Here is a 24,497-nt window from a genome sequence, read left to right on the forward strand (position 1 = left end):
GCTAACCAATCTGCAATGGTTGATGTGGAACATTACTGCTCCCGAATATAGCCTGGAATAATTTATATGCTTGAGCTTGATTTTGGGCATAGAGAATAGTTTCCACCCACATTCCAGCGGCATTAACAGTTGCCTTGTATCTTTTCATATAGATATTTAGTCGAACCATGATCGGGCCACCCCGCAAGTTTGCGAAGATGGCGCTGCCTTAAAGCTCTTTCATACCCAATATATGCGTTGCTCCCCAACTGCGAGCTAAAGCTTTTACTTGCTGCTCATTTAACGCTTGAATTGTTGTTGTTACTTCTATGCCGCCGATTTTTAGGATTACTAGATATGTTTTCATAGAGATATTTAGGCACGCTGTTAAGTGTTTAAATATTTCCTAGATCCCTGGATGGCCACGAACGATATCGTGGCCATTAACAACATCACTGTCGCTTAAACCCACTCCTCAAGCTGGCGCTTGCAGTTTCTATCTGAGCATCTAATTCTCCCGCCTCTACTGCCGACTTAATCGACTCCAATGCCTTTACTAGCTCAAGGCCACTAGCCACCTCAACACTGGGCTTGCCCTTTGCCAATTCTATGGTCCAGCTTCCATACTTCACAGAGACGCAAACCTTGCCTTGTTCTGATTGGAACCACCAGGGCTTAATTCTTTTTGGAACCTCCACTTGCTTACGCAATCCAGTTTGAGGGTCTTTAATTGAGCGGTATTTCATCACTACAAACGGCGTGCCATCCATTTGACTTTTGGCCAACTGAATCTGCTCCCAAAGTTTTGATCCAAGTTTGTTTCTGCGAATCACGACGGCAGGCATATGGGTTGGTTTTTTAACTGCTACTAGTTTTAAGTTACTTAATGCGCTCATTGTTTTCTCCTTTTGGTTAATGGGCACAAGCAGTTTGTTTTCAATCATCCAGATAGGTCGACCTCTTTTTGGCAATTCTTCTATTTCGACTCATTTTGGATAGAAAAAATGCGGGTTTTATTGAGCTGTCATAAATATTTTTGCGAGTTGCTTGGTTACACAGTAGATGTCGCAAGAAGAAAAAGAAGTTGCATAGTTGAGTTTGAGTAGTTGCTAGTAAGTTACTCGTAGTGGCAAATGAGTAACTGTGACCAAGTAACACAACTTCGTAACTCCTCTTTTGAGATCTGCGACTTTTACTGCAACTGATCTCTTCTGATCTCTCTTGTAACCAACCAAGGAACTAGCAACAAGAACTCAATTAAGAACACAAGGAGAAAATAAATGAGAGAAATCGCAATCAGAGGCTTTATCAACGAGAAGTACAACACCCTATTTGGCAAGGGATTATTTAGACGAGCCATCTATAACGGATCGGTGGAGCTTCATAATCCAAACCAAAAGTATCTAGTAGATTTTTATGAATATGAACAATTCCAACATACCGCCAAGACAGATCAACAAATCGCTACTCTCAAAAAGTTTGAAGCCTGCGGGGTAGCGAATACGCCCGATCTTGTGATGTCATGGATTGTGCATTACGAACCCCTAACTAAATCTAAAGAGCTGGTCGATGGCTATTGCATTTACCTACAAACTACGGGTGAAGTGCATATTGAAATTGATGATGTTCTAAATGGAACAAATGATGAGTGGGACTTAAAAGCACATCACTGTAAAGCCATGGGCGCCAACAAGCCTGTATTTGTTGCCACGAACGTGGACTTGAACATAAAACAATAAAAACCCCTCAAAAAAGCTCTACACGCAACGATTTTGGGGCATCACACGCCTTGTTGCTGGGCGCATATCAAATAGCGTGCAGGGTTGATTTGAGCTATTGCTGTATGAAGCACTCAGATCGTCGTCTAAAGACGACAGGCACTAGGGATTTGGCATAAATATTTAAAGCAAATATAGGTTAAGAAAACTCTACTTTTCTTAACCTGATTTTGTAACTCATTGATTCTTGGAAGATCTTTGCTTAAAAGCTCTCGGTCGCTTTATTTGTAATAAGAAAACACACTTGTATGTGCTTTTTTATTTATGAAAGGATTTACAAATGGCTCAAGCTAAAACCCTTACCCAAGCAGAAATTGATCAAGTTCTGCGTTACGCAAGCACTAGAAAATATCCCGAGCGCAATCGCGCTCTCATCCTCACCAGCTTTTTGACCGGGATGCGGGTCGCCGAGATCGCCTCCATAAAGTTAGGCGACATTGTCAATGACGATGGCACGATCAAAAACGAAGTAAGACTATCTGCCGCGCAAACCAAAGGCGGTCATCCTCGCACCGTCTTTATCGCTAGTAAACTCAAAGCGGAATTAGAAGTATATTTGAAGACTAGGCATATCAAAGATCCCACAATTGCTTTTTTTCACACTGATAGAAGACTTAAATTCACACCCAACGGTTTATGCGTATGGTTCTTTTCACTTTATCGAGGTGCGGGCATTAGTGGCGCAAGCAGCCATTCGGGAAGACGCTCGATGATTACCTCGCTCGCCCAAAAAGGAATTGGTGTGCGAGTCTTAGCCGAAATCGCAGGTCATCGGTCGATTGCGGTAACCCAAAAATATATCGATGCCAATCCTGAAATGTGTCGCAATGCGATGGAATTAATTTGATAGTCGGCTAAGAATTTAATCACTACATTTTCTTAATCACAAAAAAGTAGTGATTTTTCTCAAAAAGAAAATCACCCTACAAGCCCCTGTTCATGGGGCTTTAATTTTTCGGAATTTTCTGTCAAGGAAATAAAACAACGCGGTGATTTGTTTGAAAAATCCCAAAAATGTAGAGTTGCCCTTATCAACAAAGCACACAGGCACTTTCGCCATTACCGCCTAGTTGATTTTTAAGGAGCTTTAAAAATGGAAAATGTAATTGAAGTAACTAACCAAGCAGTAAACCCATCAGCAGCACAATCAACCACTCCTTCTGTGGATATTCGCAATATGAATGCCAATGTCATCACTGAGGATTCATCGACTTTTGATGAAGTATTTGAGGTGGAAGGTGAAGTCAAACCCTCATCAAAACCTGTAGCATCATCTGAACCCAAAGAATCGGACAAAGATAAAGCGCAGCGTATGCAGGCAGGCTTGGACAAAGCTAAAGCATCAAAATCTGCCAGCACAAGCCTTGTTCAGTACGAACGTAGGCTCAGCGTAGAGGCTGCCACAGCAGATACATCAGCAATCATCCCAAAAGAGCGCAAAGAGTATGTAACTGCGTTTAAAGCTGGTGTTGAGAAAACTGCTCGTAGCACTTTAGAGATGTGCCGCGTGGTTTATGAGGCAGAGCAATCGCTAGATAAGTTTCAATTTAAAACTTTTTGCGAAGAAGTCGGACTTAAGGACTACAGCAGTACTGTTCGCAAGTTCTCTGCAATTGGTCGGGTATATCCACGCTTTATTCAATATGTGGATCAACTGCCAGCAAGTTGGACCAATATCTACTTGATTACTCAAATTCCAGCAGATGCATTTGAGGAATGCCTGACTAAGGGGTATGCGTTAAATAAGCTAACAGGTGCAAAGCTTGATGAACTGGTCAAAAGCACAAAGGACATCAATAAGATTGAAGAGCCTTTAAGCTTTGATAGCAAAAACTCTGGCTATGTATTTGCCAAGCTCTTGTTTACCAAAAAACCTGATGATACGGATTGGCGTGCAATGGAAAAGGCATTGGCTGAAATCTCTGCCCGATTACCCATCAAGTTTGTTATCAACAAAGAAGCTGGAGAGTTTGTGCAAGCTCGTCGTGAACAACGCTATGAGCAGATCAAGCAAAGCAGCAAAAATGTCGATCTCAAGCCTGATTTATGGGATTTGGGCGCAGAAGCGAATGCAGTCTTTAAAGTCGCGGAACGTATAGCTAACCCGACTGATAAGGCAGTCATTACTGTTTAAGACGACCGCTACCACTGCAGGGGTAGCTGTTGTTTTAATACGTTGTTCCATTTAGAACAGGTTTTAAGCCAACTTCTCGGCATTCATCATAGGAGTTAACTTGGAATAATGTCGCTCAATCATGCCAACACTAGTACCCATTTGCCTAGCCAGAGTGTGAATATCAACCCCTCTTGCTAGGGCGAATGTGGCATAGGTATGACGTAGGCTATATAAGGTTCTGTTCTGACCTCCGCCATCAACCCTCATGTTGCTACGAACCATTAAGTTACGAAAGATATTTTCCATGTTGCTAATTTGCTCGCCTGTTGGCAAACGGAATACCACCGCATCAACCTTAGCCTCAATCACTGCGTTGAGCCCCGAGTAAGGCAACTTCTGCCACTTCATTACTCGCTCTAATACCTTCACCACAGCAGTTCTTGCTATCAAATACCTAGGACCCGTCTTACCTGATACCCAAATCCTTAAGTATTTCTTTTCCCCAATCCAATGCCATTGCAAATGCTTCCACCTCAGTGGCAGCGCCTCCGTTCCATGTCGAATGCCTGTATTCACTAGAAACTCTATGTAATAGGCGCATAGCGTTCTCATCAATGCTGTTCTGTCCGTATAGCTACTCTTTTGCCAAGTCTCTGTATAGCTCAATAAGTCTTTAATTTCTTCTGCTGTAAAAGCAGGGCGGGGTTGGCTCTTTTTACCTTTGCTATCCAATAATGGGACCGCTTGATTAAGTCCAATATAGCCACGATCTCTGGCCAGATTAATAACGCGGATATAGGCGCTTGCGTGATTACGTTTAGTGCTTGCCATAGGAGTCTTGCCCATTTGTGAGATGCGCCAAGACTCAAAGTCGCCTAGTAGTTCATTAGTAATTTGACTAATCTCATATTGCCCAAAGAAAGGAATGAGATATTTGTTAATGGCAAAGGCATAGTCACGATAGATGCGCTTACCTAGCTTGTTATGTAAAGCCTGAGCCATATTGGCTAACTCGTCTAAAGCAATCTGCTTAAAGGTTTTGGTGACAACGGCTAAGCCAGCGCCAACTTTGACTTTGACTGTTTCGTAAATGGCTAGGGCTTGGGTTTGAGCTAAGTCAGAATCTTCTGTATTGGTAGAGGCAGCATGCCATTGCCCATTGGGTAACTTAAAGCGGCATTGCCATTGACGACTATTTGGTCGCTTAAATAAGGTCAGCTCACCCTGCAACAATCTAATTGTTTTGGGTGAACCTAGTTTTTTATTTTCAGGAAATAAATATTGAATATTTTGCAAGTCGGGCGTCTAGTTACGGGACGCTTACAAGCTTAATTTCAGATTAGGATTTGGGCGACCTAATTACGTGAAACAAGTTGTCTTAGCTTGCCATAACTGTCAACTACGTCATAGCGTACCTTATCTGCATCGATTCGCTTATTGATCTCTTCAAAGAACTTTCTAGCGCATTTAATTTTGGACTTTTCAATCTCACTCAACTGCATAGAAGACATAGAGCCTTTTGTCTCAGCCACAAAGTAAATGTGCTTCACGTCACCATGTCTGAAAGAAATCGCCCAGTCAGGGTTGTATGAACCAACTGGCGTGGGTATTTGAAATCCTCGTGGTAGCTTAGCGTACACGACTACTTCTTCACTGGTATCAAGCTCTTTTACGAAGTTTCGTTCTACGTTGGAATCTGTCACTACGTAGTCATAGATATGGCGTTTCAACTTATCCCCAGCTTTGGAAAAGTCCTGCTTAGACTGAGTGCTTGTGAAAATATCAATGTCGTGCGTTTCAGCAATAGGGTCATAAGCCAAATGCTCAATGATGCAGGTAGCCTTTTGTTCATTAATTAGACGGCTACTTTCAGAAATGAAGCTCTCGGGATTAGTCCTGAACTGAGCAAATACAGGCTTAGTTACCCCGCCAAAGATTGACACGATAGTTGCGCGAGTAAGCTGTGTAGCCTCAGCAATATTGCCAACTAGATCGTATTTGACTGAAGAATGGGCTGAGACACGCTCACTTGCAGTCTCAGTTTCAACTAGTTTGAACGCATCACCACTTTTCACATCGTCATACGTGGCAGTATCCGCTTGCTCGCCACGATGTACTGTGTACTGCAAAGGCGTAACCCGCATCTCAGCATCCAACGTTGCTATGCACTTTGCAATCAACTCTTCACTGTCAAAGTGGACGCTGTATGCAGCTTTACGATTAATGCGATTCCAAAGCTCCTTGAACTCTTTTTTCTCAAAATTAGCGTTCAATGGATTAATCTTCGCGCCACGATCATTCTCAGGCATCGGCAACTGTGCATCATTAAATACCGTTTCAATGAGTGCGAAAACTTGTTCTGCATATGGCTCTAATTCAGGAGGCAACTCAGCTACTGCGCCAGTTCGCTTATCTTCGTGGTACTTCTCGGCAATCCTATCCAAATCATCCGTGTAGTCGTTCTTGACTAGGTACTTGTAGATTTGCTTTGCAATCTGCGGTGTCACAGCAACATCGCCAGCATCTGTCTTGAGGACTTTTCCAGAGAAATACGATTCACTGGCAACTCTTGGCCGCTCTGAAAGAGATTCGCTAATGTCACGTTGTAATGCTGTTACAAAATCTTTGTAACTTTCGCTCGCAACAACCGTAAGCACATTCACCTGATGAACCGTTGCAGGATTGTCCATGCGATCACCAAGTTGATTCACTGACAGACGCAAGCCACGTCCAACTTCTTGTCTGCGTGAAATTGTGTTGTCACTATGTTTAAGTGTGCAAATCACAAATACGTTTGGATTGTCCCAGCCTTCACGTAACGCTGAGTGTGAAAAGATAAAGCGTACTGGTTCTGCAAACGAGAGCAAACGCTCCTTGTCTTTCAGGATCAAGTCATACGCATCTACATCATCTGTTTCAGTGGATTTTTTTCCAGTTTCAGGATCAACAAGGCGCTTGGTCTTCTTATCAATTGAGAAGTACCCGCTGTGCGTCTGATTAGCCTGTATGCCACGCAAGTACTTGTTGTAAGCAGAATCTTCTAGAGTGAGGACTTCGTTTAGCGCGTTGTTGTACTCTTCCTCAAAAATACGTGCGTATTCACCTTGCTCATCATCTTGGCTGTAATCACGATACTTCACAACCTCGTCAATGAAGAAGAGGCTGAGCACTTTGATGCCCTGATTGAACAAAGCCTGTTCTTTTTCAAAGTGTGCTTTGATTGCTTCACGGATTTGGATGCGGCGCAATGACAACTCATTCACATCACCAACTGCTTCACCAGCCACAAGCTCAATGCCATTTGTAAAGCTAACAGTGTCTGTGTTTGCATTTATGTCAGCAATGACGTAACCATCACGGTACTGCTCCATACCATTTGATTCGTCATACAGGTTTTGACCTTTTGAGAGTTTGCGAACAACACGCTTGTTGCCATTGTTTTGTTTAATCTCAAATTCAATACGAGCTTCAGGTGGCTTAGTGGCACTAACTTGAATTCCTTCAAGGTAAAGATAGCTGTTAGTGCCTGACAAGCCTTTAACTGAAATGCCACGCACTGCAATCTTCTTCACTAGCTTTTGGTTGTACGCGTCCAGTGCATCAAGGCGATGAATCTTGTTATGGGTAGTCTTGTGTGTTGCTGAGTAGCGCAACATAAACAAAGGATTGAACTCCTTCAATGAGTCCAGTGTCTTTGCGCCTTCCATCTTTTGAGGTTCATCCAAGATCATGATGGGCTTGTTGCCCTTGATCACATCAATTGGTCTTCGTGACTGAAAGTCATCCAGCTCTTCATAAATCCTGCGCGCATCCTTACCAGTTGCATTGAAAGCTTGGACGTTGATTACCATGATATTGATTCCTGCATCTGAGGAATAGCTTTCAAGGTTATGCAACTGCTTTGAGTTGTAGATAAAGAAACGAGCCTTCTTCCCATAAATTTCTAAGAAGTGATCAGCCGTGATCTGAAGGGACTTGTAAACACCTTCGCGGATCGCAATACTTGGCACAACAATAATGAACTTGCTCCACCCATACAGCTTGTTAAGCTCAAACATTGTCTTGATGTAGCAGTACGTTTTACCTGTACCCGTTTCCATCTCAACATCAAGGTTTACTTGACAAACCTTAGTGCTGACTAAGTTTGCTGAAACAGGTAGGTTTTGACCACGCTGTACTTGTGCAATGTTTTCAAAAATCTTGCTATTACTGATAGTGAAATCTGAATTCCTAAAACCAGCATCAAACATGGCTTCAGTAGTATTGTTTACCTTGCCAGGATCAACGCGATACTGAACAGCACTTGTAGGTGACTGACCTGCAAAGCAGTCCGTAACAGCTTGTACTGCTTGCGATTGGTATTGCTGAACTTTGAACTTGAGCTTCATAGTCAGGCCTTAGATGCACTTCACTTCAGTGCTTGGTGAAACAAGCTTGAAAATTTGCTCTACGTTAATCTTCACGCTATCTGACTTGAAACCTGCATCACGAAATACAACGCGCAATGGCTGTTTTTTTGCTAGCTCTTTCACAAACTCTTCATCAACACCACCATTGCTATCAAAACAAGCTGCTAATGCGTTTTGATCTACGAGATAAACAGCCCTACCTTGAATGATTTCCTCATGAATAGGCAATGACAAATCAACACCCCAATCAAGAAGCACTTGAAATAGTAAATCTTCAGGCGTTCTGCCTGCTTTAACGTTATCTGCTTGATCGCTAAGTAAATCCTGAGATACAGCATCAGGGTTGTAATAAACATCAGTTAGATTAGAAGAGTCAACCTTCAAAACTCTAAAACCAGTATCAACACTATGATCACCTAGATTTGCATTAAACAATTTTCCCGCTCTAACAATGCGATCAATACTTAGGCAAGATATTGTTTTATAACCCAATTTATATGCAACAGAATCAGCCTTAAATTCATTTGTTCCCTTTTGTATCTCTTGATCAAGCTGCACCAAAATGAATTTTCGATTGCCGCCATCCAAAGCATTTTGTGCCATAACAGCATGAGCTGTCGTGGCAGATCCTGCAAAAAAATCCAGGACAATATCCTCACTCTTAGCATTAGTGGCTAAATGAACGATTCGCTGTATTAATCTAGTTGGCTTTGGATTATCGAAAACTAAATTTCCATCAAATAAGTTTTTCAATTCTTGACTTGATTCTTGGTTATGCCCTACTGATTTGTTATCCCACCATGTCCAAGGTCTAATGCCCTCAGATTCTGAAATAAATTTTTTCAAACGAGGGCGGTTAGAACCATTTGCTCCAAACCAAATTCTATTGTCACGCTGTAACTCAAGAAACGTACTCTCTGCCAAAGCCCAACATCTACCTTCTGGGGGAGGCATTTCAAGACCAGAAGGAGTTTTGATGCTATAAAACTGGGACTTTGGCGCTCTACCTGTTTGCCCAGTTAAATCAACTGAAGCCCAGTCGCCGCGAGGGTCTGAGTCAGGATTTGAAAAGCTTTTTCTCCTCTCCTCATCAATTGGCAAATAAGACAACGACATAAGTTCAGCATTTTTAGCGTACAGCAAAATATGATCATGAGCTGCACTAATCGCCATTCTTGCATCTGGCGATGTTTTCTTCTGCCAAACAATATTTGCAATAAAGTTTTGTTCACCAAAAATTTCGTCGCAAACTTTACGCAAATTGTGAACCTCACCATCATCAATACTAATGAATATAAGGCCATCATTTGCTAGTAGATTTTTTGCTAGCTTAATTCTTGGATATATCATGCTTAGCCAATCTGAATGAAATCTACCATTTGACTCAGTATTGGCAATTAAGCGGCCGCCAATGTCATCTTTTTGACTAGACTGTTTCAGATAGTCATCATTAGCTATTGAAAAGTCGTCATCATAGATAAGATCACTACCAGTGTTATAGGGTGGATCAATATAAATTAACTTAACCTTACCTAAATATGTCTCTTGGAGTAACTTTAGAGCATCAAGATTATCGCCCTCTATGAATAAATTTTTAGTTGAGTCAAAATTGATGCTTCTATCTTTTAATGGCCTCATAGTTTTGAAAATAGGGGAATTTGCTAGAAGCAGGGATTCACGTTTTCCAGGCCAGTTAATCTGATATCTTTCTTGCTGTCCATCAACCAATTGTTCAGATAACTCTTGACGAAATAATTCAAAGTCAAATACTTGTACTAGCTGACCATTAGGATCCTTCGCCTCTGTAACAAAATTAGGAAATAAAGTCTTTAACTTCTCCAAATTTATTTTTACAGATTCAGGTGTTTGCATCTTTAATTTTTCCATTATTGACCTTTTAACCAATCAGATGGTTGAGTTCTTCAACCATAATACGCAGCTTTGAATTCAACTCTACTTTTTTATTGAATTGCTTTTCTGCCATAACTTTATTCTTTAACCCATCAATCAAAATCGACTTTGTCTTTATTGCAGATCTACGCTCCACAAACTCTTCCAGAGTTTCATCTTGTCTCATCTGCGCATCACAAACAGCGAGAATAATTTGCTTGTAAATTAAATTTAAATTAAGGCCAATATCTAACTTTGCCCGTTCAATTTCATTAGAGCAAATGTTCGAGTGCATATAGCGGCTAATTTTCCAGCCATCAGTATTTGATTTTGTTTTTAACGCACAAACTGTTTTTACTCCTGTCTTTGATTTAATTTCGAAGACGATTGGAAATTTGACGGCCTTATCTATGCAAAGCAAAATATCTTCGCTTAAATCATCATCTTTTAGTGCAATTTCAAAAACTTGGATTTCAGGAATGTCTTTTGTGGCCTGAACATTAATAGTTTCAGGAGCTAGCTTGTATAGCCACGTAATCTGCTCAACCTGCTTAACGAAAAGCTCTTTGAGCTTGTTTGACACGTTCCCATGCTCATAAAATTTGGTCTTTGGTATAGTCTTTCCAAAAAATCCGTTTTGAGGGTATTCAAACAAGGCTATGCCCATCCTTTATCCTTGAACCACAATAAATGCGACTAGCTCAAACTCATCAATCCCTGCAATAGCATTTACAAGAGCAGTGGTTTTCCCTGATGTAAATAGACTATCTAAGTCCTTTTCCTCTTTCACTTCAATCATGCTCTTTATTGCCAAACTCAATAGCTCTGAGTAAACACCCATCTTTCTTCCATCAGCAGTTTCCTTGTTGAATTGTTTGCACATTTCAAGCAATGGCTCTGACTGACCCTTACAATTCGCTCGTACAAGATCCAGCAAAGGCTTCACCTCAGTGTGATTTGCAACAACATTGCCAACCACATCAACATAGACAAGATAGTACGGATGCAATCTGTTGTGCTGATTAACATTCACGCCATCATTTCGATTTCGCAGAGTAAATATTGCTCCGGCTGGCAATCCCTGTTCAGGCTTGGCTGGAATAACGGCATGCATTCCATTTGGCAAGGATGCAAGATCGCCATTTAGCTTGACGTAATTTAGCAAATCCATTCTGAAGTCATTCAAACCAAGGTCTGTGATGGATATGCCAGTTTTAAGATCCTCAAGCTCAATTACTTCTTCCTGCAATTTGCGTAATTGCTCTTTGCGGTAAGCAACATCGTTGGCTTGAGAGCTAAGAACGTTGTCATCACCTGTAGCTGTAACGTCTGCAATCATCATGCGACTTTCTACACGCTCTTTCAGATTGATATATTCATCCAGTGAAATATCAGGCCAATAATTCACTAGCTGAATTGAAGTATTTTGAGATCCTATGCGATCAACACGACCAAATCTCTGAATGATACGAACAGGATTCCAGTGAATATCGTAATTAACTAGGTAATCGCAATCCTGCAGGTTTTGCCCTTCAGATATGCAGTCCGTTCCAATCAACACATCAATTTCAGAAGATTCGTTTGGAAGAATTAGCGCCTTCTCTTTTGATCTTGGCGAAAAGAGTGTTAATAACTCTTGAAAGTCATATCCCTTACCTACTGTTGATTTTGGCGCATCCTTCCCCGTAACCCGTCCAGAATGCAACCCACAGTGTTTAAGCAGATCGTCAGCCAGGTTTGCATATAGGTAATTAGCCGTATCTGCGAATGCAGTAAAGATCAAGATCTTTTTATTGCCAACATTAATTGGATTTTTAATCTTGTCAGCAATTAACTTTTTGAGATGCTGTAACTTTGCGTCATCATCAGGAGTAATTTTTTGCATTGATTCAATCAATGCATTAATGATCTCTAGATCGCTGCTAAGCTCATGAGACCAAGATGGTAAATCCATATCCGCAAGATTGATCTTTACCTTGCCGCCAATTTCATTTTCATCTGATAAAGGAATATCTTCCTCGTCAACCTCTAAATCCTCAACCCCTTCCGTCCAATCAGTAACAGAAACTATGTTGCCATTTTTATTGAATTCTTCAATTTTTTTCAACGTTCTTTCATTGCTGTCACGCAGGCTGGCAAGAGTTAAACGAAATGCTTCAACTGAACTTTCTAGACGCTTCAATAAATTTGTCGTCATTAAAGCTTGCAGACTTTTTTCACGATCCAGCTGTCTTAACTTGCCCTTTCCACCATCTACTTCTGTGTCATATAGATCTTCATACTTCTTCATGCGACTTGGAAGTATGTAGCTAATAGGCGCATACACAGCAAGCTTTAATAGTGATAGCTGCTCAAATATTTGATTAAAGCTCATCACATCTATGCGATCTGTAAGCTGGCAATGGAAGGACAATGGCTTTAAGCGATCTGGGAATCTGCCAATATCCGTAGTGTCGTAAAAGTTTTGAATGTGCTTTCTTGATCTTGCAATCGTGACACTATCTAACAACTCAAAGAAATCAAAATCTAAGGAGTCTAGAATGGCGCGAGCAGTTCGCTGCTCAGGAGGTAACTTTGCCCAATTGTTAAAAGCTAACTGGGCATTGCGGAATATTTCTTCAATAGATTTAGTTGTCCGTAATTTTTTTGTAAGGCTCTCTGAGTCACCTTCATATGCCAAAGCTAGCTGGTTACGTAAATCATTGAAGCGATTATTTACTGGTGTGGCTGACAGCATTAATACCTTAGTCTTTACGCCTTCGCGTATGACCTGGTTCATCAGCTTTTGATAACGAGTTTCTTTACCCTTATATGCGTCGTTGTTTCTGAAGTTGTGTGACTCATCAATCACCACAAGATCATAGTTACCCCAGTTAATACGATTAAGTGGCGTTCCAAATGATTCGCCTGATGTTCTACTTAAGTCAGTCTGTGCAAGCACGTCGTAATTAAAACGATCGCTAGCAAAAATATTGGTCTTGAGGTTGCGACTGTAATTTAACCAGTTATCAGCTAGCTTCTTTGGGCAAAGTACAAGGACAGACTTATTTCTTAGCTCGTAATACTTAACTACAGCCAGTGCAGTAAAGGTTTTACCCAAACCTACGCTGTCAGCGAGAATGCAGCCGTTATATGTTTCTAGCTTATTAATAATCCCTGTAGCCGCATCTTTTTGATAGTTAAAAAGCTTTTTCCAAATTAATGTCTCTTGGTAGCCTGTCCTATCGTTTGGCAAAACATCTTCATCCAGATCTTCTAAAAATTCGTTAAAGATGTTGTAGAGCATTAAAAAGTAAATACGCTCTGGAGAATTTTCTTGATATACAGAAGCTATGTGCTCACAAATCTGCTCTGTAACATCCACAACCTTTTCTTGATCATTCCAAATTTGCTCAAAAAGAGTCAAATAAGTATTGGTGAATGCGGCGTCATCCATCTTGTTAACTAGATTTGAGACTGCATTACCTTGCTGATAGCCAAGATCAACTGCTGTAAAGCCATGTAAAGGCATATAGGCAGTGTCTACTGAGCCTGTTTGAACGCAGGCAAACTGCTGCATTGGCGCTTTAGACTTATTGGATTTGAATATTGCTTTACGTCGCAACCATTCAGCACACTCCTTAGCAATCGCACGCTGATTTAACTTGTTTCGCAACTGAATTTCAAACTCAGTACCGTAAAGGCTTTTTTCGCGATCTAACTTTGGAATGTGAAACTCTCTACGCTCCTTTGTTACCTTGTCCGTAACTTCATCAGGCACAAATGTTGGTGCAGTAAAAATGAACTGAAGACTATCCACCATCTCTAGTTCCTGCTTTAAGGCTTCATAAGCGTATATAGAAAAGCAGGATGCAGCAATCTTTAGCTTTGAAGCTGGCTTGATGGACTGCCTCAAATCATCGCCAAGTAGGCGATTGATGTTATCTAGTAGCTCCATGCTTCCTCTTTTGAGTTGGCTTACCAGTCTCGTCTACTTTACTCACGACTGCTTTCATATGCTCACGAAGCACTTGAGCTGCTGGCACATCTAATTTTTGACAAGCCGCTACAAAAGCATCTCTAAGCTCCTGCTCTACTCTTATTCGCATTCCAGCGTCTTTCATACCGCCTCCGTGTCTCCAATGTGTATCCACTGTACTACACGAGCGTCCAGTCTTTAGACGCTAGCGAAATTAAGTAAATGATTTTTCATAGGCTCACTCTATGAGCCTATGAACCTCTAATCTCAACCCATCCCTTCAAACCAGGAGATTAGCCATGAGATACCTACTCACCATATTTTTACTTGCTCAAGTAGCTTTATATGCGCAAAAGAGCTTTGCTCAAGTAACTAATTTAGACAATTCACCCTACAACATGCAAAACAGCCAATACAACATGGAGAACTCACCCTACAACATGCGCAACAGTCCATACAACATGGACAACAGCGCATATAACGCCAGCGCCAAGAATGGGGTTTACGACAATACGGGCAATCGAATTGGGTATGAAGTTAAAGCCCCAAGCGGGGTAACCAACTACTTTGACAACTCTGGCAATCGAATTGGGTATACCCCATCCAAACGGTAGCGCCATGATTTCCAGCGCAATCATCCTAAGCATCTTGGTTCCATTGCAAATTTCGCTTAAAGACCCAAGATTTGAACCATTTATTGTCAAGGCAACCATTGATGCTGCAATTATTGCTGGTTTGCCAGCATCGAAAGCAGCTAAAAAATATGCTCTTATCAGCCAAACTTCTGAATCCTTAGCAAAGGCATCAAATCAAGCGCCTGAGATCGTAAGCGGAAGAAAACTATTTTTTAGACGATATTTTTAGTTTCTAGTATTAATTTTTACATAAGAATGGTTAAATCAATTCTTAACTTTTAACCTCACAATAATGACATTAGTTCTAATTATCTTATCTCTCATCGTGGTCATACTAAGACTTCTCATGTAAGGCCTCTATGGGTGACATGGAGCGACTCCACAAAATCAAGTACATGATTCAAGCACGTCAATGCGTTCCGCTGAATGACTTTCTTAACGAACTCGAAATATCAAAAGCGACATTCAAAAGAGATCTTGAATATCTACGAAGCAGAATGAATGCTTCCATTGTTTACGACCGATTCAAGGGTGGTTATTGTTTTGATGGACAAGTTGTTGGCGAAAAGATTGAGCTTCCAGGGCTATGGTTTTCCGAGAAAGAAGCTACTGCACTAGTTCTCATGCAACACCTTCTATCGGGCTTAGATAAGGGAGGTTTAATTGAACCCCACATTGCTCCGCTTACCTCAATCATTGATGGCATTCTTGGACAGAGCAATACGCCAGCCAAAGAACTACGTAAAAGACTAAAAGTATTTGGGATGTCTGCCCGCAAAGGTTCAATTGAGAACTTCGAAGAAATAGGAAGCGCACTACTCAAGCGCAACCGATTGCAAATCACCTACTACGCCCGCGGTACTGATGAAACTACCGAGCGAGAAATATCACCACAACGCCTAATCTTTTATAGAGATAACTGGTATTTAGATGCTTATTGCCATTTGCGAAAAGACTTAAGAAGCTTTGCTCTTGATGGCATCAGCAAAGCAATCATTACGAATACAAAGTCAGAAGAGATTTCTGAAAAACAATTGCATGAACACTTTGCTGAAAGTTATGGAATCTTCTCGGGCAAAGCCAATCAAAGGGCTAAGCTCAAGTTCTCTCCCGAAAAAGCAAGGTGGGTTAGCAGTGAGACTTGGCATGGACAGCAAGTAGGCTCTTTTGACAAAGAAGGCAATTATCTTTTGGAGTTTGATTACAACCAAGATCCTGAGCTTGTCATGGATATATTGAAATATGGGGCGGGGGTTGAAGTCTTGGCGCCAGCAAGCTTACGCAAGCGAGTCAAGGATGAGCTAACCAAGGCTTTAAAGAATTACCAAGCGTCCCGTAACTAGACGCCGAATAAAGTTGTTCTATTTAGAACAGACAATTAACTATCCTCTATCTATCGAGGGCTAATAGATAGAGGTGCTTTAAGTTAATAGTCTTTATTGGTGATATCTATATTCCTGAGTTTTGCCACCATAGCCATAGGCCGTAGCTCGTACATCTGCCACATATACATAGCTTTCCTCGTGTAAGTTCCCTAGTATTTTCTCAAATCCTGCAAAAGCTTCTTTGATGTATTGAGCTTTTTCATCTTTGGTATTCGTTTCATCCGTAACCTTGATATCAAAATAAAAACTGTTTTTATTCTGCTCACTTAATAACTTACCGCCAACGATCCAGCAGTCCCTGTCTATATAGTCAATCGCAATAGCAGTAACTTCTCGCTTCTTTTTCAAGATTCGCGATGTTATGTCTAAAAGCAAATCAGTAACCTGCTTAGTTGTTTCAGCACTCTTTGTTCCGCTTATCTTTACATTCAATATGGGCATTTGTTTCTCCTAATTAGTTAGCTATACAACCATTCATTCAAAAAAAATGGGGGCACTACAAAATCTCGCTAATTCCCCTTAACTTACCTACGACATCTAAAAACTCATCTGAGCCCAAGAGCTTCTTAAACTTCTTGGTGACCTCGCCGCTAGCCGCATTCAAACCATCTTTCATGGCCTTTGCCTTTCTTGTGGGATGAACTTCAATCTCACGAGCATCGTCAGGCGATGGCCTTCTTTCAATTAGTCCTAGCTTCTCCAGTCCATCCAATCCTCTAGAGGCTGTAGGTTTGGTGATATTCATTTCCTTTGCCAAAGCATTTTGGTAGGACTGGGGCTTTTCTAATATCACCCTCAACATAAATGCCTGGGATGGCGTCAAACCAAATGGCTTAAACGCTATAGTCCATTCCCGCTCTAGCTTACGAGCCAATGAAGTGGTATTGAAATAGAGGCATTGTTCAAACATAGGCTCACTTTAACATGTTTTAGTTAGCTATGCAACTAATATTAAGGATTTATTCCATTTGGAACAAACTTGCTAGTAATCACTAAACCTGGGAAGATTCTAGTAATTAAAAGGAATTTAAATGGAAATGGTTCGAGTTGTGTCTAGTGCAATGGATGCCGTGGGCTACGATAAAGATAAACAACAACTGTTTATTACGTTCAAACAGGGTGATACCTATACTTTTTGCAGAGTTCCCGAAAGTATTCACCAAGGCCTACTGTCTGCAGGATCAAAAGGTAGTTACTACGATAACTTTATAAAAGATAAGTTTGACTGTTAATTAGCTCAAACATAAGATAGGTTAAAAATGCTCTACGCTTTTGTGCTTTGGCTCATTCTTATTGGTGGAGGTCATTTACTTGTCAGACTTGAAAATGCTCCCGAGCAAATCAAAGATTTAGCCAGCTGGCTTATTGGGGCTGGCTATATTGGCGCAGTAATATCCATTCCCTTATTTGCGATCAGCTCAGGACGCTAACCTCTGTCTATCTAACCCCGTAGAATCAAGGCATGAAAAAGGAAGATATTGGAACGATTTGCCCAGTTTGCGGAAGGGCTAACGACTGCCAAATAGGTGGTGACAAAAAATGCTGGTGTTTTGATATGTCCGTAAACAAGGCAAAACTTGAACAAGCACTCAAAGACAAATCAAAAGATCAATGCTTGTGTAGGAACTGCTTAAAGAAATTAAGCGTTCAGTAACTGGACGCTTAAGCCCACCTTTCTCATCATCCCCAAGGTTTAGCAGCACTTGTTGCTAGATTGAATAATACCTTATACAATACTATTAATCGTGTTATTTAGGGGGTGATTATGGGTGCTGTCGTAGCCAATGATTTAAAAACTAAAGGTATCAAAGCCATTGAAGACGCTTTACTAGGTCAACTAGAGGCGCCTGTAACTGTGCGCGGACAAGTTAAGTATGTGGTGATGAATCAGCAGCAGTATCAATATCTGCGTGAATGCGAGCTTGAAGCTGCTTTAGCTGAATCCAAAGCTGATTTAGCTGGTGGGCGCTTTGTTAAAGAAACTGTGGCGCAACATATTAAGCGTCTAAAGCAAATGAATAAGTCTGCCTAATGACCTGGCAGTTAATTTTTACCGAGCAATACAACAGGCGTGCCGCCAAGTTTTTAAAGCGTCATCCTGATGCTGAGGCTCAATACACCAAAGCCCTAGAACTATTAGAGCTCAATCCACATCATCCATCGCTTCGTCTTCATGGCTTGTCGGGGAAATTGGATGGCTTACAAAGTATTTCTATCAACTTGAAATATCGCATCGTCATTGAAATGATCATTACTGAAACTGAAATTGTTTTGATCAATGTTGGTGATCATGATGCTGTGTATTAAGACTAGGCATGGATACATTCAATATAATTACGGGGGTTGTTAGCTTACTAAGCTTTGCAATCCAAATGTTTGATCTATTTCCCTCATTGGGCAAAAACAGACAAACTTTTTCCATTTTAGTTCTTGGGCTGTTTTTTGGCGGTCTAGCAACCTCTTTCTCCTCCCATCAAATTCAGGTCAAGTTTGAAGTTACGGGATTGTCTTTGGTCCTTACTGCAATTGGTGTTGTAATTTTTGGGGCACTGATTGCGTCTGCATTTTCTAGCAATCAATCTAAGATAAGTGGCTATTACGCCATTGCTGGATGGGCAACGCCAATATTTTTACTTGTTTTACTTTTTGGCACACTAATTACCTCTGCGCCAGATAGTTTAAATAAAGAAAAGCAAAGGTTATCTATAAACGAATTAGATATATTAGCTACAAATGCGCTCAAGGTTGGCGACGAAGAAAAAAGCATTTCTTACCTTGAGTCAATCAAAGCAAGACTGTCTTCTAATGACGAGAGAAGAAAATTGCTTGATGAAAAAATTAAAGAAATAAAAAGTCAATCCCGTTTTGCCAAAACAAAATAAATTGAACGCTGTCGATGCCATTTGGGAAATATTCGAAACCGCTCGGAGCCAATGAATTCGGTGCTTGTAGGGCGGTGGGTCGCAACCAGCTTAGACCCAATGTGCAGAACTGTTTTAGTCCTCTATCCTACGTTTTCAATCCTCTGCTCTACCGACTGAGCTACCAGGCCAAGAGCTAAGATTATAGCGGAACTGTTTTTAAGCTACACAAAAATGTTCTCAACTGTACTGCATCGCCTTGTATTTACTTCATTCCACGCCACATTAGGATGTTTAATCCTGCTTAACGGTGTTCTGCTTTTCCTGCTTACGCAGACATTGCCTTCGTTAAATTCTGCTGTGCTTTTGTCACCTTCTGCCGCTTACGCTCCGTGTCTAACGCTCGGCTGACATTGTCTTTCTGCGTTTTTAATGCGTCTAAGCGTGCTTGCTGTGGTGTGCGAGGCTTGCTAGGATTGGGCACGTTGTAACTAATCCTCTATCTATCGAGGCTTGATGTGGCGAGACTTACGAAGGGCTGCTAACGACCTTAGCCGCCACTTAAGCAATTCTCAGGTTACTCATTGACCCGCCTAGATTCCTCAATGGTTTGCCCGTCTCGAATTGCATAAATGCGTTTAAATAGTGGGATAATTTTTTCATCATGGGTAACCACAATAATCGCAGTCTGATATTGACTGGCCATTTGATTTAAGATCCCCATCACCCCTAAGGCTCTTTCGCTATCCAACGGAGCTGTCGGTTCATCAGCCAAAATGACGGGCGGCTTATTAGCCAATGCTCTTGCAATAGAAACCCGTTGTTGCTCTCCACCGGATAATTCTGATGGGCTAGCATTAGCCCGATGTGCAACATCTAAAGCCTCTAGCAACTCTCTAGCGCGTGCTCTAGCAATATTGTTTGGCACTCCCGCAAGCATAGGTAAAAGAGCCACGTTATCAGTCACGTTCAGAAAGGGAATTAAATAAGGTGCCTGAAAAATAAAGCCGATTTTGTCCCTTCTGAGTGCTCTTAGGTCTTTAATTTTCCAGCCATTCTCGTAGATAACTTCGCCGCCCAGAGTCATGCGACCTGCAGTGGGCTCAATGACTGCTCCTAGACATTTCAGTAGCGTACTTTTTCCCGATCCAGATGGGCCAATAAGCCCCACCACTTCACCTGGAGCAATTTGCATATTGACATTTTTGAGGGCATCTACAGCAGCGTCACCATGTCCGTAAGTTTTTCTAAGCCCTTCTAATTGAATGCTGTAAGTACTCATATCAGCCTCCAATTGCTTGGGCGGGATCTACCAGCAAAGCAGCTCTAATCGCCAAGGTACTAGCTAAAGCGCATATGACCATCACTAAAATGAATCCGATGATTGCGTCTGCAGGCTCTAATAAAACATACTTTGGAAACAGCGGCGCCCAAAAAGTAGCAGAAGTTTTTCCCACAACAAAACCAATTAACCCCAAGCCAAGGGCTTGCTGCAGAATCATGCTGCCAATAGTACTATTTTGAGTGCCAATCAATTTCAACACGGCAATCTCCCTAATCTTTCCTAGGGTCATGGTGTAGATAATGAAGGCCACAATGGCAGCACTTACTACTGCCAAAATCACTAGAAACATACCAATTTGTTTCGCAGAATTTGCAATCAACTTGGCAACAAGGATTTCTTCCATCTGCGCCCTTGTATACACCTCAAGATGTTTCCAGCGACGGATTGGTTTGGCTACTTCCTCTGGACTACTGCCGGCTTGGATTTGAACAAGGATGGCATTAACGCTGTGATTAGTAGATTGCGATGCTGTAATGGCATCTAATAAGCCAGGAATAGGGCGATTCAAACTGGGATTGGCTACGTTTCTGGCGCGATCATTCAGAATCGCATCGTTGTCCTTTAGAAATTGCGCCTCTTGCGCGTCTTTAATCGGGATGAATACCATGGGATCGCCACCCGATGAGACCATACGGCGAGTTAAGCCCACTACCCGATACTGATGGCGCTTAATTTGAATGAGGTCGTTTAGCTCAAACCCCGTTTTAACATCCGCCAATGCTTCATAGTGTGACTGAACAATATGTCGACCGGAAATCAAATAGGCCGGCTCACCAAGCTGCCCACTTTCTACCCCAACCACCATGACTCGAGTATCACTTTGTCCTTTGCGAACCTGCATTGTGAGATAGGTAATGTTAGCTGCGCGTGCAACGCCTGGCATTCCCAGCACACCTCTTACATAGTCATCTCGAATGCTGGATGCTTCAGCATAAGGGCCTTGGGTATCTTTTTGTACTACCCAAAGATCTGCACCGCTATTGTTTAGTAGGGCCATGGCATCATCCACCATGCCTCGATATACCCCTGCCATTGTTAGAGTGACACCGATTAGCAGCCCAAGACCCAATCCCGTTAGAGCAAACTTACCCCAAGAATGCGCAATGTCACGACCCGCCAGGCTAATCACGGTGATTTCTTCAATAAAGAATCAACTACATTAATGCGCTGCCCTTCTTTAATTTCAGCATCGCTATAGAGAACAACTTCATCACCACTCTTAAGTCCACTCAGAATAACCACCTGACCATTTAAGCCGTTTTGTCCAATTTGTACCCGAGCAAAGTGGGGCTTGCCATCTTTGAGCACCCATACCCCAGTTTCATAACCCCTCTTTTTAATGCTTGCGTTAGGTAAGCTAAGGCCATATTCACTGGGGGCTAGTTGCAATGTCACCTCTGCCATCTCTCCAATTGAAACGGTCTTGGGCATATCTATCATTTCAATTTGGGCGATTCGTTCTTCTGCAACGCTATCACTAAGCATCTCAACGCGAACTACCTTGCCCGAGATTGGGTGATGTGGATTAGAGCGCAATATCACATTTGCATCTAAGCCAACAGCTAATCCCATTGACTTGCCTTGATCAAACCGTGTCTTAATCCATAGGCTCGTTGGGTCGATTAACTTTAAAACTGCCTGACCAGCAATAACAGTTGAGCCTGGCTCGGCATCCCTAGAAGTAATGATTCCATCTACTGGAGCCCTTAATTTAATATTGAGCTCTTGTTGTTTAAGACCATCCAAATCAGCAGTTGTTTTTTGAACAATCGCTTTTGCTGAATTGAGTTCCTGCAACTTTCCGTCCACTGCAATCGGGCTAATGAAATTTTTCTTTCCCAACTCTTCATATCGCTTGTGCGTTTCAGAAGCTAACAGCAAACGTGCCCTTGCATCAGTCACTTGTGCCTGAGCAGCAACCATTTTCTGACTTAAATCAATTGAATCCATCTCGGCAAGTAATTGCCCCTCTTTAACTGAATTACCCACATCCACGTACACGTTTAAAACGCGTCCAGCAACTACCGGCCCCATCAAGTAAGACCGCCTAGCTTCAATTGTTCCCACCCCAAATAGTGTTGGCGCAAGCGATTGGTCGCTGACTTTAATGGTCGTGACTTTAGTGGATGCTAAAGGCCCAGAATTTAGAACAACAAATCCAAATACGACTAATAAAAATGTAAGCGTGAGACCCATCAGTAATTGACGACGGGTAATGTCCAATTCACGCATTCGGAGCAGAAGCGAACTTAAGAGTTCTTTTAATTTAATGGTGCTATTCATTTTTTTGAGCCATTAATGCACTTGAATAAAAGATGCCTATCTTTTGATCATGCTCCCTTTAGTTGTTTATGGGGTAATTTAATTAGCTATTAATATTGAAATGAACGCAATCGTTATTAATCTCTAATATTGATCTTTTTGTACTACTTAAAGCTATCATACACTATATATTTTTATATAGTGTATGATAGCCTAAACAACAAACTTGTTACTTCGAACGATCCCTACTTGGGTAAAAAAATATCTAAGCTAAGTGCAGCCTATTCCATCCTACAAAAACAATACAAGAACTGCTGTGTAGTACCCATTGGGGTGTGGTGAAGCTCTGTTGAGCTATCAATGAGCTTGAATGTCTTACCGAACTGTCCATGAAGATTCTCTGAGTCATAGCGAACCACATCCAGTCCGCTACACTTCTCTGGGCCCTCGGGTCCAAAGGTGGACATAATCACATAGCCGCCATGCTTCACTGAGCGCATTACTTGCTCTACGTATCTGGCTCGCTGAGCTTCTTCAGTTAAAAAATGAAATACGGCTCTATCGTGCCAAACGTCAAAATAGCCTTGGGGTAATGTTGCTTGAGTAATATCAGCGCAGTACCAGTGAACCTTATCAGCCTGCTTACCAACACGATCCCTTGCTATATCAATTGCTTTTTGAGAAATATCTAAAACACTGATGTCCCCATAGCCCTCAGATAAAAGGTCGTCTACCAACGTGGCTTCGCCGCCGCCAATATCAATAATGGCAGTACTCTTATCAGCACTTGCTTGGCGAATAAGATTTAATGATGTCTCAAGATGAGGTGCATACCAACTCACCGCATCTGGCGCTTTGGTGCCGTAAACCTTTTCCCAGTGCTGCTTGTTGTCCATAATTACCTTTCACATAATTATTTTTTCAATTCTATGCTCTTTTAAGAAATAGTCTCGATATCCATGACATTATCTAGGCATTGCATGCCGTCGCCCCTCATAAGCAATTGAGTTTAATCCCCCGCCATTTCATGACACGAGCTCGGCTTAGCCACTTAATCGCTATTTGGGCATCGATTGTCATCCACCTTGGACTGATCTTGTTATGGGCAGCATATGAAGGATTTATCTTTGTTAAACCCAAAGAGAAAAATCCAGGCATTATTGAAGCTTATATTGAACAGCCTATTACTAAAAACAATAGTGACCTAAATGCCAGTCCAAATAGTGACAATCAACCAACCTCATTGGTAGCACCATCAGCCCCAACCGCAGAAGAGTGGGCTTTTGCATCTAAGTACACACTAAAAAATAGCAAGGGATATCGCCACTCTTTTGGCCAGCAAGTGCGAAGCATGATGGGTACTGCTGAAGAGGGACCAGACCAAGGACATGTGAGATTCAGCATTGAAATTGCTCCAAATGGAACTGTTACTAAAGTAGAGACACTTTGGAAGACTTCGGACAAAGCAGAGCAACTGGCAAGAAGGGCTATTCAAAATATGCCGAGCCTGCCGCCAACGCCAACAGGAAAGCCACTTATTTTTGAGAGAACAATTTCGTTCACACCATTTTCCTCAAATGACGCCCCAATCTACAGAGATGATTGCTTGCCTGATACGCCTTCGTTTAGCAATCCATTTGCTTGGGATGGCAAGTCGCCTCAAGAAATCAAGAAGAGCAAACCTGCTGAAAAACTCAGCCCTGAAGCCTTGGCTGAATGCCTAAAGCAATTACCTCAGGACTCTATTGATGGCATAACTGCTGAAGCTCAACGTCAACTAGACATATGGAGTTCAGGAATACTCAATCGAGGAAAGTAGCATTCATATTCATGCGTATATACGCATATATATACGCCATTGTTTTAGACGACATTCCTA

General features: G+C 41.7%; 28 protein-coding genes. 13 read left to right on the forward strand and 15 right to left on the reverse strand.

Annotation, left to right across the window (positions count from 1 at the left end):
- Window position 1 precedes the first annotated feature (1 nt).
- The 3 genes from FD975_RS10180 to FD975_RS10190 all read right to left on the reverse strand — a co-directional run bounded on the left by FD975_RS10180 (window position 2) and on the right by FD975_RS10190 (window position 923).
- Entirely contained in the window at window positions 2-148 is a 147-nt protein-coding gene (locus FD975_RS10180) for a hypothetical protein (RefSeq protein ID WP_215302268.1), read from the reverse strand.
- Between the two features lie 60 nt (window positions 149-208).
- On the reverse strand, window positions 209-346 hold the full coding sequence (locus tag FD975_RS10185) for a hypothetical protein (protein WP_215302269.1): 138 nt from the start codon (window positions 344-346) through the stop codon (window positions 209-211).
- An 85-nt stretch (window positions 347-431) separates the two neighbouring features.
- Complete coding sequence (locus tag FD975_RS10190) at window positions 432-923, reverse strand: DUF6641 family protein (protein WP_371743379.1); 492 nt, start codon at window positions 921-923, stop codon at window positions 432-434.
- 336 nt (window positions 924-1,259) lie between these two features.
- On the opposite strand from FD975_RS10190, the gene FD975_RS10195 reads away from it, so the two are divergent.
- From FD975_RS10195 to FD975_RS10205, 3 genes are all read left to right on the forward strand, one after another.
- Window positions 1,260-1,718: a hypothetical protein gene (locus FD975_RS10195; RefSeq protein WP_015422232.1), complete on the forward strand. Its 459-nt coding sequence runs from the start codon at window positions 1,260-1,262 to the stop codon at window positions 1,716-1,718.
- Window positions 1,719-2,037: 319 nt separating this feature from the next.
- Window positions 2,038-2,604, forward strand: a complete 567-nt coding sequence (locus FD975_RS10200; RefSeq protein WP_015422233.1) for a site-specific integrase — start codon at window positions 2,038-2,040, stop codon at window positions 2,602-2,604.
- A 246-nt stretch (window positions 2,605-2,850) separates the two neighbouring features.
- On the forward strand, window positions 2,851-3,891 hold the full coding sequence (locus FD975_RS10205) for a hypothetical protein (protein WP_215302271.1): 1,041 nt from the start codon (window positions 2,851-2,853) through the stop codon (window positions 3,889-3,891).
- A 63-nt stretch (window positions 3,892-3,954) separates the two neighbouring features.
- On the opposite strand, the gene FD975_RS10210 is transcribed toward FD975_RS10205, so the two are convergent.
- From FD975_RS10210 to FD975_RS10235, 6 genes are read right to left on the reverse strand one after another with little or no spacing between them, the layout of a single operon-like run.
- The gene (locus FD975_RS10210) at window positions 3,955-5,169 is read right to left on the reverse strand and encodes a tyrosine-type recombinase/integrase (protein ID WP_215302272.1); all 1,215 of its coding nucleotides are present in this window, start codon (window positions 5,167-5,169) and stop codon (window positions 3,955-3,957) included.
- 59 nt (window positions 5,170-5,228) lie between these two features.
- Window positions 5,229-8,261, reverse strand: coding sequence for a type III restriction-modification system endonuclease (locus FD975_RS10215; RefSeq protein WP_215302273.1), 3,033 nt, complete (start codon window positions 8,259-8,261; stop codon window positions 5,229-5,231).
- A gap of 9 nt (window positions 8,262-8,270) precedes the next feature.
- Window positions 8,271-10,154: a site-specific DNA-methyltransferase gene (locus FD975_RS10220; protein WP_215302274.1), complete on the reverse strand. Its 1,884-nt coding sequence runs from the start codon at window positions 10,152-10,154 to the stop codon at window positions 8,271-8,273.
- Between the two features lie 25 nt (window positions 10,155-10,179).
- Window positions 10,180-10,839, reverse strand: coding sequence for a DUF4391 domain-containing protein (locus FD975_RS10225; protein WP_215302275.1), 660 nt, complete (start codon window positions 10,837-10,839; stop codon window positions 10,180-10,182).
- A 3-nt stretch (window positions 10,840-10,842) separates the two neighbouring features.
- Window positions 10,843-14,109 carry a helicase-related protein gene (locus FD975_RS10230; RefSeq protein WP_215302276.1) on the reverse strand — a complete coding sequence of 1,089 codons (3,267 nt, stop codon included), beginning with the start codon at window positions 14,107-14,109 and terminating at the stop codon, window positions 10,843-10,845.
- Window positions 14,093-14,275, reverse strand: coding sequence for a hypothetical protein (locus FD975_RS10235; RefSeq protein ID WP_215302277.1), 183 nt, complete (start codon window positions 14,273-14,275; stop codon window positions 14,093-14,095). Before FD975_RS10235 ends, FD975_RS10230 begins: the two co-directional genes overlap by 17 nt.
- Before the next feature lie 154 nt (window positions 14,276-14,429).
- Here FD975_RS10235 and FD975_RS10240 point away from each other — a divergent pair, with 154 nt between their 5' ends.
- The 3 genes from FD975_RS10240 to FD975_RS10250 all read left to right on the forward strand — a co-directional run bounded on the left by FD975_RS10240 (window position 14,430) and on the right by FD975_RS10250 (window position 16,108).
- Window positions 14,430-14,744: a hypothetical protein gene (locus FD975_RS10240; protein WP_215302278.1), complete on the forward strand. Its 315-nt coding sequence runs from the start codon at window positions 14,430-14,432 to the stop codon at window positions 14,742-14,744.
- Window positions 14,745-14,778: 34 nt separating this feature from the next.
- Window positions 14,779-14,994, forward strand: coding sequence for a hypothetical protein (locus FD975_RS10245; protein WP_215302279.1), 216 nt, complete (start codon window positions 14,779-14,781; stop codon window positions 14,992-14,994).
- Between the two features lie 166 nt (window positions 14,995-15,160).
- The gene (locus tag FD975_RS10250) at window positions 15,161-16,108 is read left to right on the forward strand and encodes a YafY family protein (RefSeq protein WP_215302280.1); all 948 of its coding nucleotides are present in this window, start codon (window positions 15,161-15,163) and stop codon (window positions 16,106-16,108) included.
- 93 nt (window positions 16,109-16,201) lie between these two features.
- Here the strand turns inward: FD975_RS10250 and FD975_RS10255 are convergent, their stop codons facing one another.
- Together FD975_RS10255 and FD975_RS10260 are read right to left on the reverse strand one after the other, a co-directional pair.
- Window positions 16,202-16,591 (reverse strand): 4-oxalocrotonate tautomerase family protein, encoded by a 390-nt coding sequence (locus FD975_RS10255; RefSeq protein WP_215302281.1) that lies wholly within the window; start codon window positions 16,589-16,591, stop codon window positions 16,202-16,204.
- Window positions 16,592-16,646: 55 nt separating this feature from the next.
- Window positions 16,647-17,060, reverse strand: coding sequence for a MarR family winged helix-turn-helix transcriptional regulator (locus tag FD975_RS10260; protein WP_215302282.1), 414 nt, complete (start codon window positions 17,058-17,060; stop codon window positions 16,647-16,649).
- A gap of 121 nt (window positions 17,061-17,181) precedes the next feature.
- Between FD975_RS10260 and FD975_RS10265 the strand changes: the two genes are divergently transcribed.
- From FD975_RS10265 to FD975_RS10290, 6 genes are all read left to right on the forward strand, one after another.
- Complete coding sequence (locus FD975_RS10265; RefSeq protein WP_215302283.1) at window positions 17,182-17,382, forward strand: KTSC domain-containing protein; 201 nt, start codon at window positions 17,182-17,184, stop codon at window positions 17,380-17,382.
- Between the two features lie 27 nt (window positions 17,383-17,409).
- Complete coding sequence (locus FD975_RS10270) at window positions 17,410-17,580, forward strand: hypothetical protein (RefSeq protein WP_215302284.1); 171 nt, start codon at window positions 17,410-17,412, stop codon at window positions 17,578-17,580.
- A gap of 32 nt (window positions 17,581-17,612) precedes the next feature.
- Window positions 17,613-17,804: a cysteine-rich CWC family protein gene (locus FD975_RS10275; RefSeq protein ID WP_215302285.1), complete on the forward strand. Its 192-nt coding sequence runs from the start codon at window positions 17,613-17,615 to the stop codon at window positions 17,802-17,804.
- Window positions 17,805-17,915: 111 nt separating this feature from the next.
- Window positions 17,916-18,182 carry a hypothetical protein gene (locus tag FD975_RS10280; RefSeq protein ID WP_215302286.1) on the forward strand — a complete coding sequence of 89 codons (267 nt, stop codon included), beginning with the start codon at window positions 17,916-17,918 and terminating at the stop codon, window positions 18,180-18,182.
- Entirely contained in the window at window positions 18,182-18,457 is a 276-nt protein-coding gene (locus tag FD975_RS10285) for a hypothetical protein (RefSeq protein WP_062306863.1), read from the forward strand. The genes FD975_RS10280 and FD975_RS10285 overlap by 1 nt, the downstream gene beginning before the upstream one ends.
- An 8-nt stretch (window positions 18,458-18,465) precedes the next feature.
- Complete coding sequence (locus FD975_RS10290; RefSeq protein WP_215302287.1) at window positions 18,466-19,032, forward strand: hypothetical protein; 567 nt, start codon at window positions 18,466-18,468, stop codon at window positions 19,030-19,032.
- A 556-nt stretch (window positions 19,033-19,588) separates the two neighbouring features.
- Here FD975_RS10290 and FD975_RS10295 read toward each other — a convergent pair.
- The 4 genes from FD975_RS10295 to FD975_RS10310 form a co-directional block, all read right to left on the reverse strand.
- The gene (locus FD975_RS10295; protein ID WP_215302288.1) at window positions 19,589-20,293 is read right to left on the reverse strand and encodes an ABC transporter ATP-binding protein; all 705 of its coding nucleotides are present in this window, start codon (window positions 20,291-20,293) and stop codon (window positions 19,589-19,591) included.
- A 1-nt stretch (window position 20,294) separates the two neighbouring features.
- Window positions 20,295-21,485, reverse strand: a complete 1,191-nt coding sequence (locus FD975_RS10300) for an ABC transporter permease (RefSeq protein WP_215302289.1) — start codon at window positions 21,483-21,485, stop codon at window positions 20,295-20,297.
- Window positions 21,482-22,639, reverse strand: a complete 1,158-nt coding sequence (locus tag FD975_RS10305; protein WP_251371199.1) for an efflux RND transporter periplasmic adaptor subunit — start codon at window positions 22,637-22,639, stop codon at window positions 21,482-21,484. The genes FD975_RS10300 and FD975_RS10305 overlap by 4 nt, the downstream gene beginning before the upstream one ends.
- Before the next feature lie 260 nt (window positions 22,640-22,899).
- Complete coding sequence (locus tag FD975_RS10310) at window positions 22,900-23,514, reverse strand: class I SAM-dependent methyltransferase (RefSeq protein WP_215302290.1); 615 nt, start codon at window positions 23,512-23,514, stop codon at window positions 22,900-22,902.
- 131 nt (window positions 23,515-23,645) lie between these two features.
- On the opposite strand from FD975_RS10310, the gene FD975_RS10315 reads away from it, so the two are divergent.
- Window positions 23,646-24,437, forward strand: coding sequence for an energy transducer TonB (locus FD975_RS10315; RefSeq protein WP_215302291.1), 792 nt, complete (start codon window positions 23,646-23,648; stop codon window positions 24,435-24,437).
- Window positions 24,438-24,497: the final 60 nt, after the last annotated feature.

Origin of the sequence: Polynucleobacter sp. AP-Jannik-300A-C4 (assembly GCF_018688335.1) — a bacterium.
In the GTDB taxonomy this organism is placed as follows: domain Bacteria; phylum Pseudomonadota; class Gammaproteobacteria; order Burkholderiales; family Burkholderiaceae; genus Polynucleobacter.

Excerpts from the sequence above, each read along its gene's own strand:
- FD975_RS10180 (WP_215302268.1), bottom strand. The coding sequence starts at position 148 with ATGAAAAGATACAAGGCAACTGTTAATGCCGCTGGAATGTGGGTGGAA.
- FD975_RS10185 (WP_215302269.1), bottom strand. The coding sequence starts at position 346 with ATGAAAACATATCTAGTAATCCTAAAAATCGGCGGCATAGAAGTAACA.
- FD975_RS10190 (WP_371743379.1), bottom strand. The coding sequence starts at position 923 with ATGATTGAAAACAAACTGCTTGTGCCCATTAACCAAAAGGAGAAAACA.
- FD975_RS10195 (WP_015422232.1), top strand. The coding sequence starts at position 1,260 with ATGAGAGAAATCGCAATCAGAGGCTTTATCAACGAGAAGTACAACACC.
- FD975_RS10200 (WP_015422233.1), top strand. The coding sequence starts at position 2,038 with ATGGCTCAAGCTAAAACCCTTACCCAAGCAGAAATTGATCAAGTTCTG.
- FD975_RS10205 (WP_215302271.1), top strand. The coding sequence starts at position 2,851 with ATGGAAAATGTAATTGAAGTAACTAACCAAGCAGTAAACCCATCAGCA.
- FD975_RS10215 (WP_215302273.1), bottom strand. The coding sequence starts at position 8,261 with ATGAAGCTCAAGTTCAAAGTTCAGCAATACCAATCGCAAGCAGTACAA.
- FD975_RS10220 (WP_215302274.1), bottom strand. The coding sequence starts at position 10,154 with ATGCAAACACCTGAATCTGTAAAAATAAATTTGGAGAAGTTAAAGACT.
- FD975_RS10225 (WP_215302275.1), bottom strand. The coding sequence starts at position 10,839 with ATGGGCATAGCCTTGTTTGAATACCCTCAAAACGGATTTTTTGGAAAG.
- FD975_RS10230 (WP_215302276.1), bottom strand. The coding sequence starts at position 14,109 with ATGGAGCTACTAGATAACATCAATCGCCTACTTGGCGATGATTTGAGG.
- FD975_RS10235 (WP_215302277.1), bottom strand. The coding sequence starts at position 14,275 with ATGAAAGACGCTGGAATGCGAATAAGAGTAGAGCAGGAGCTTAGAGAT.
- FD975_RS10240 (WP_215302278.1), top strand. The coding sequence starts at position 14,430 with ATGAGATACCTACTCACCATATTTTTACTTGCTCAAGTAGCTTTATAT.
- FD975_RS10250 (WP_215302280.1), top strand. The coding sequence starts at position 15,161 with ATGATTCAAGCACGTCAATGCGTTCCGCTGAATGACTTTCTTAACGAA.
- FD975_RS10255 (WP_215302281.1), bottom strand. The coding sequence starts at position 16,591 with ATGCCCATATTGAATGTAAAGATAAGCGGAACAAAGAGTGCTGAAACA.
- FD975_RS10260 (WP_215302282.1), bottom strand. The coding sequence starts at position 17,060 with ATGTTTGAACAATGCCTCTATTTCAATACCACTTCATTGGCTCGTAAG.
- FD975_RS10265 (WP_215302283.1), top strand. The coding sequence starts at position 17,182 with ATGGAAATGGTTCGAGTTGTGTCTAGTGCAATGGATGCCGTGGGCTAC.
- FD975_RS10270 (WP_215302284.1), top strand. The coding sequence starts at position 17,410 with ATGCTCTACGCTTTTGTGCTTTGGCTCATTCTTATTGGTGGAGGTCAT.
- FD975_RS10275 (WP_215302285.1), top strand. The coding sequence starts at position 17,613 with ATGAAAAAGGAAGATATTGGAACGATTTGCCCAGTTTGCGGAAGGGCT.
- FD975_RS10280 (WP_215302286.1), top strand. The coding sequence starts at position 17,916 with ATGGGTGCTGTCGTAGCCAATGATTTAAAAACTAAAGGTATCAAAGCC.
- FD975_RS10285 (WP_062306863.1), top strand. The coding sequence starts at position 18,182 with ATGACCTGGCAGTTAATTTTTACCGAGCAATACAACAGGCGTGCCGCC.
- FD975_RS10290 (WP_215302287.1), top strand. The coding sequence starts at position 18,466 with ATGGATACATTCAATATAATTACGGGGGTTGTTAGCTTACTAAGCTTT.
- FD975_RS10295 (WP_215302288.1), bottom strand. The coding sequence starts at position 20,293 with ATGAGTACTTACAGCATTCAATTAGAAGGGCTTAGAAAAACTTACGGA.
- FD975_RS10305 (WP_251371199.1), bottom strand. The coding sequence starts at position 22,639 with ATGAATAGCACCATTAAATTAAAAGAACTCTTAAGTTCGCTTCTGCTC.
- FD975_RS10310 (WP_215302290.1), bottom strand. The coding sequence starts at position 23,514 with ATGGACAACAAGCAGCACTGGGAAAAGGTTTACGGCACCAAAGCGCCA.
- FD975_RS10315 (WP_215302291.1), top strand. The coding sequence starts at position 23,646 with ATGACACGAGCTCGGCTTAGCCACTTAATCGCTATTTGGGCATCGATT.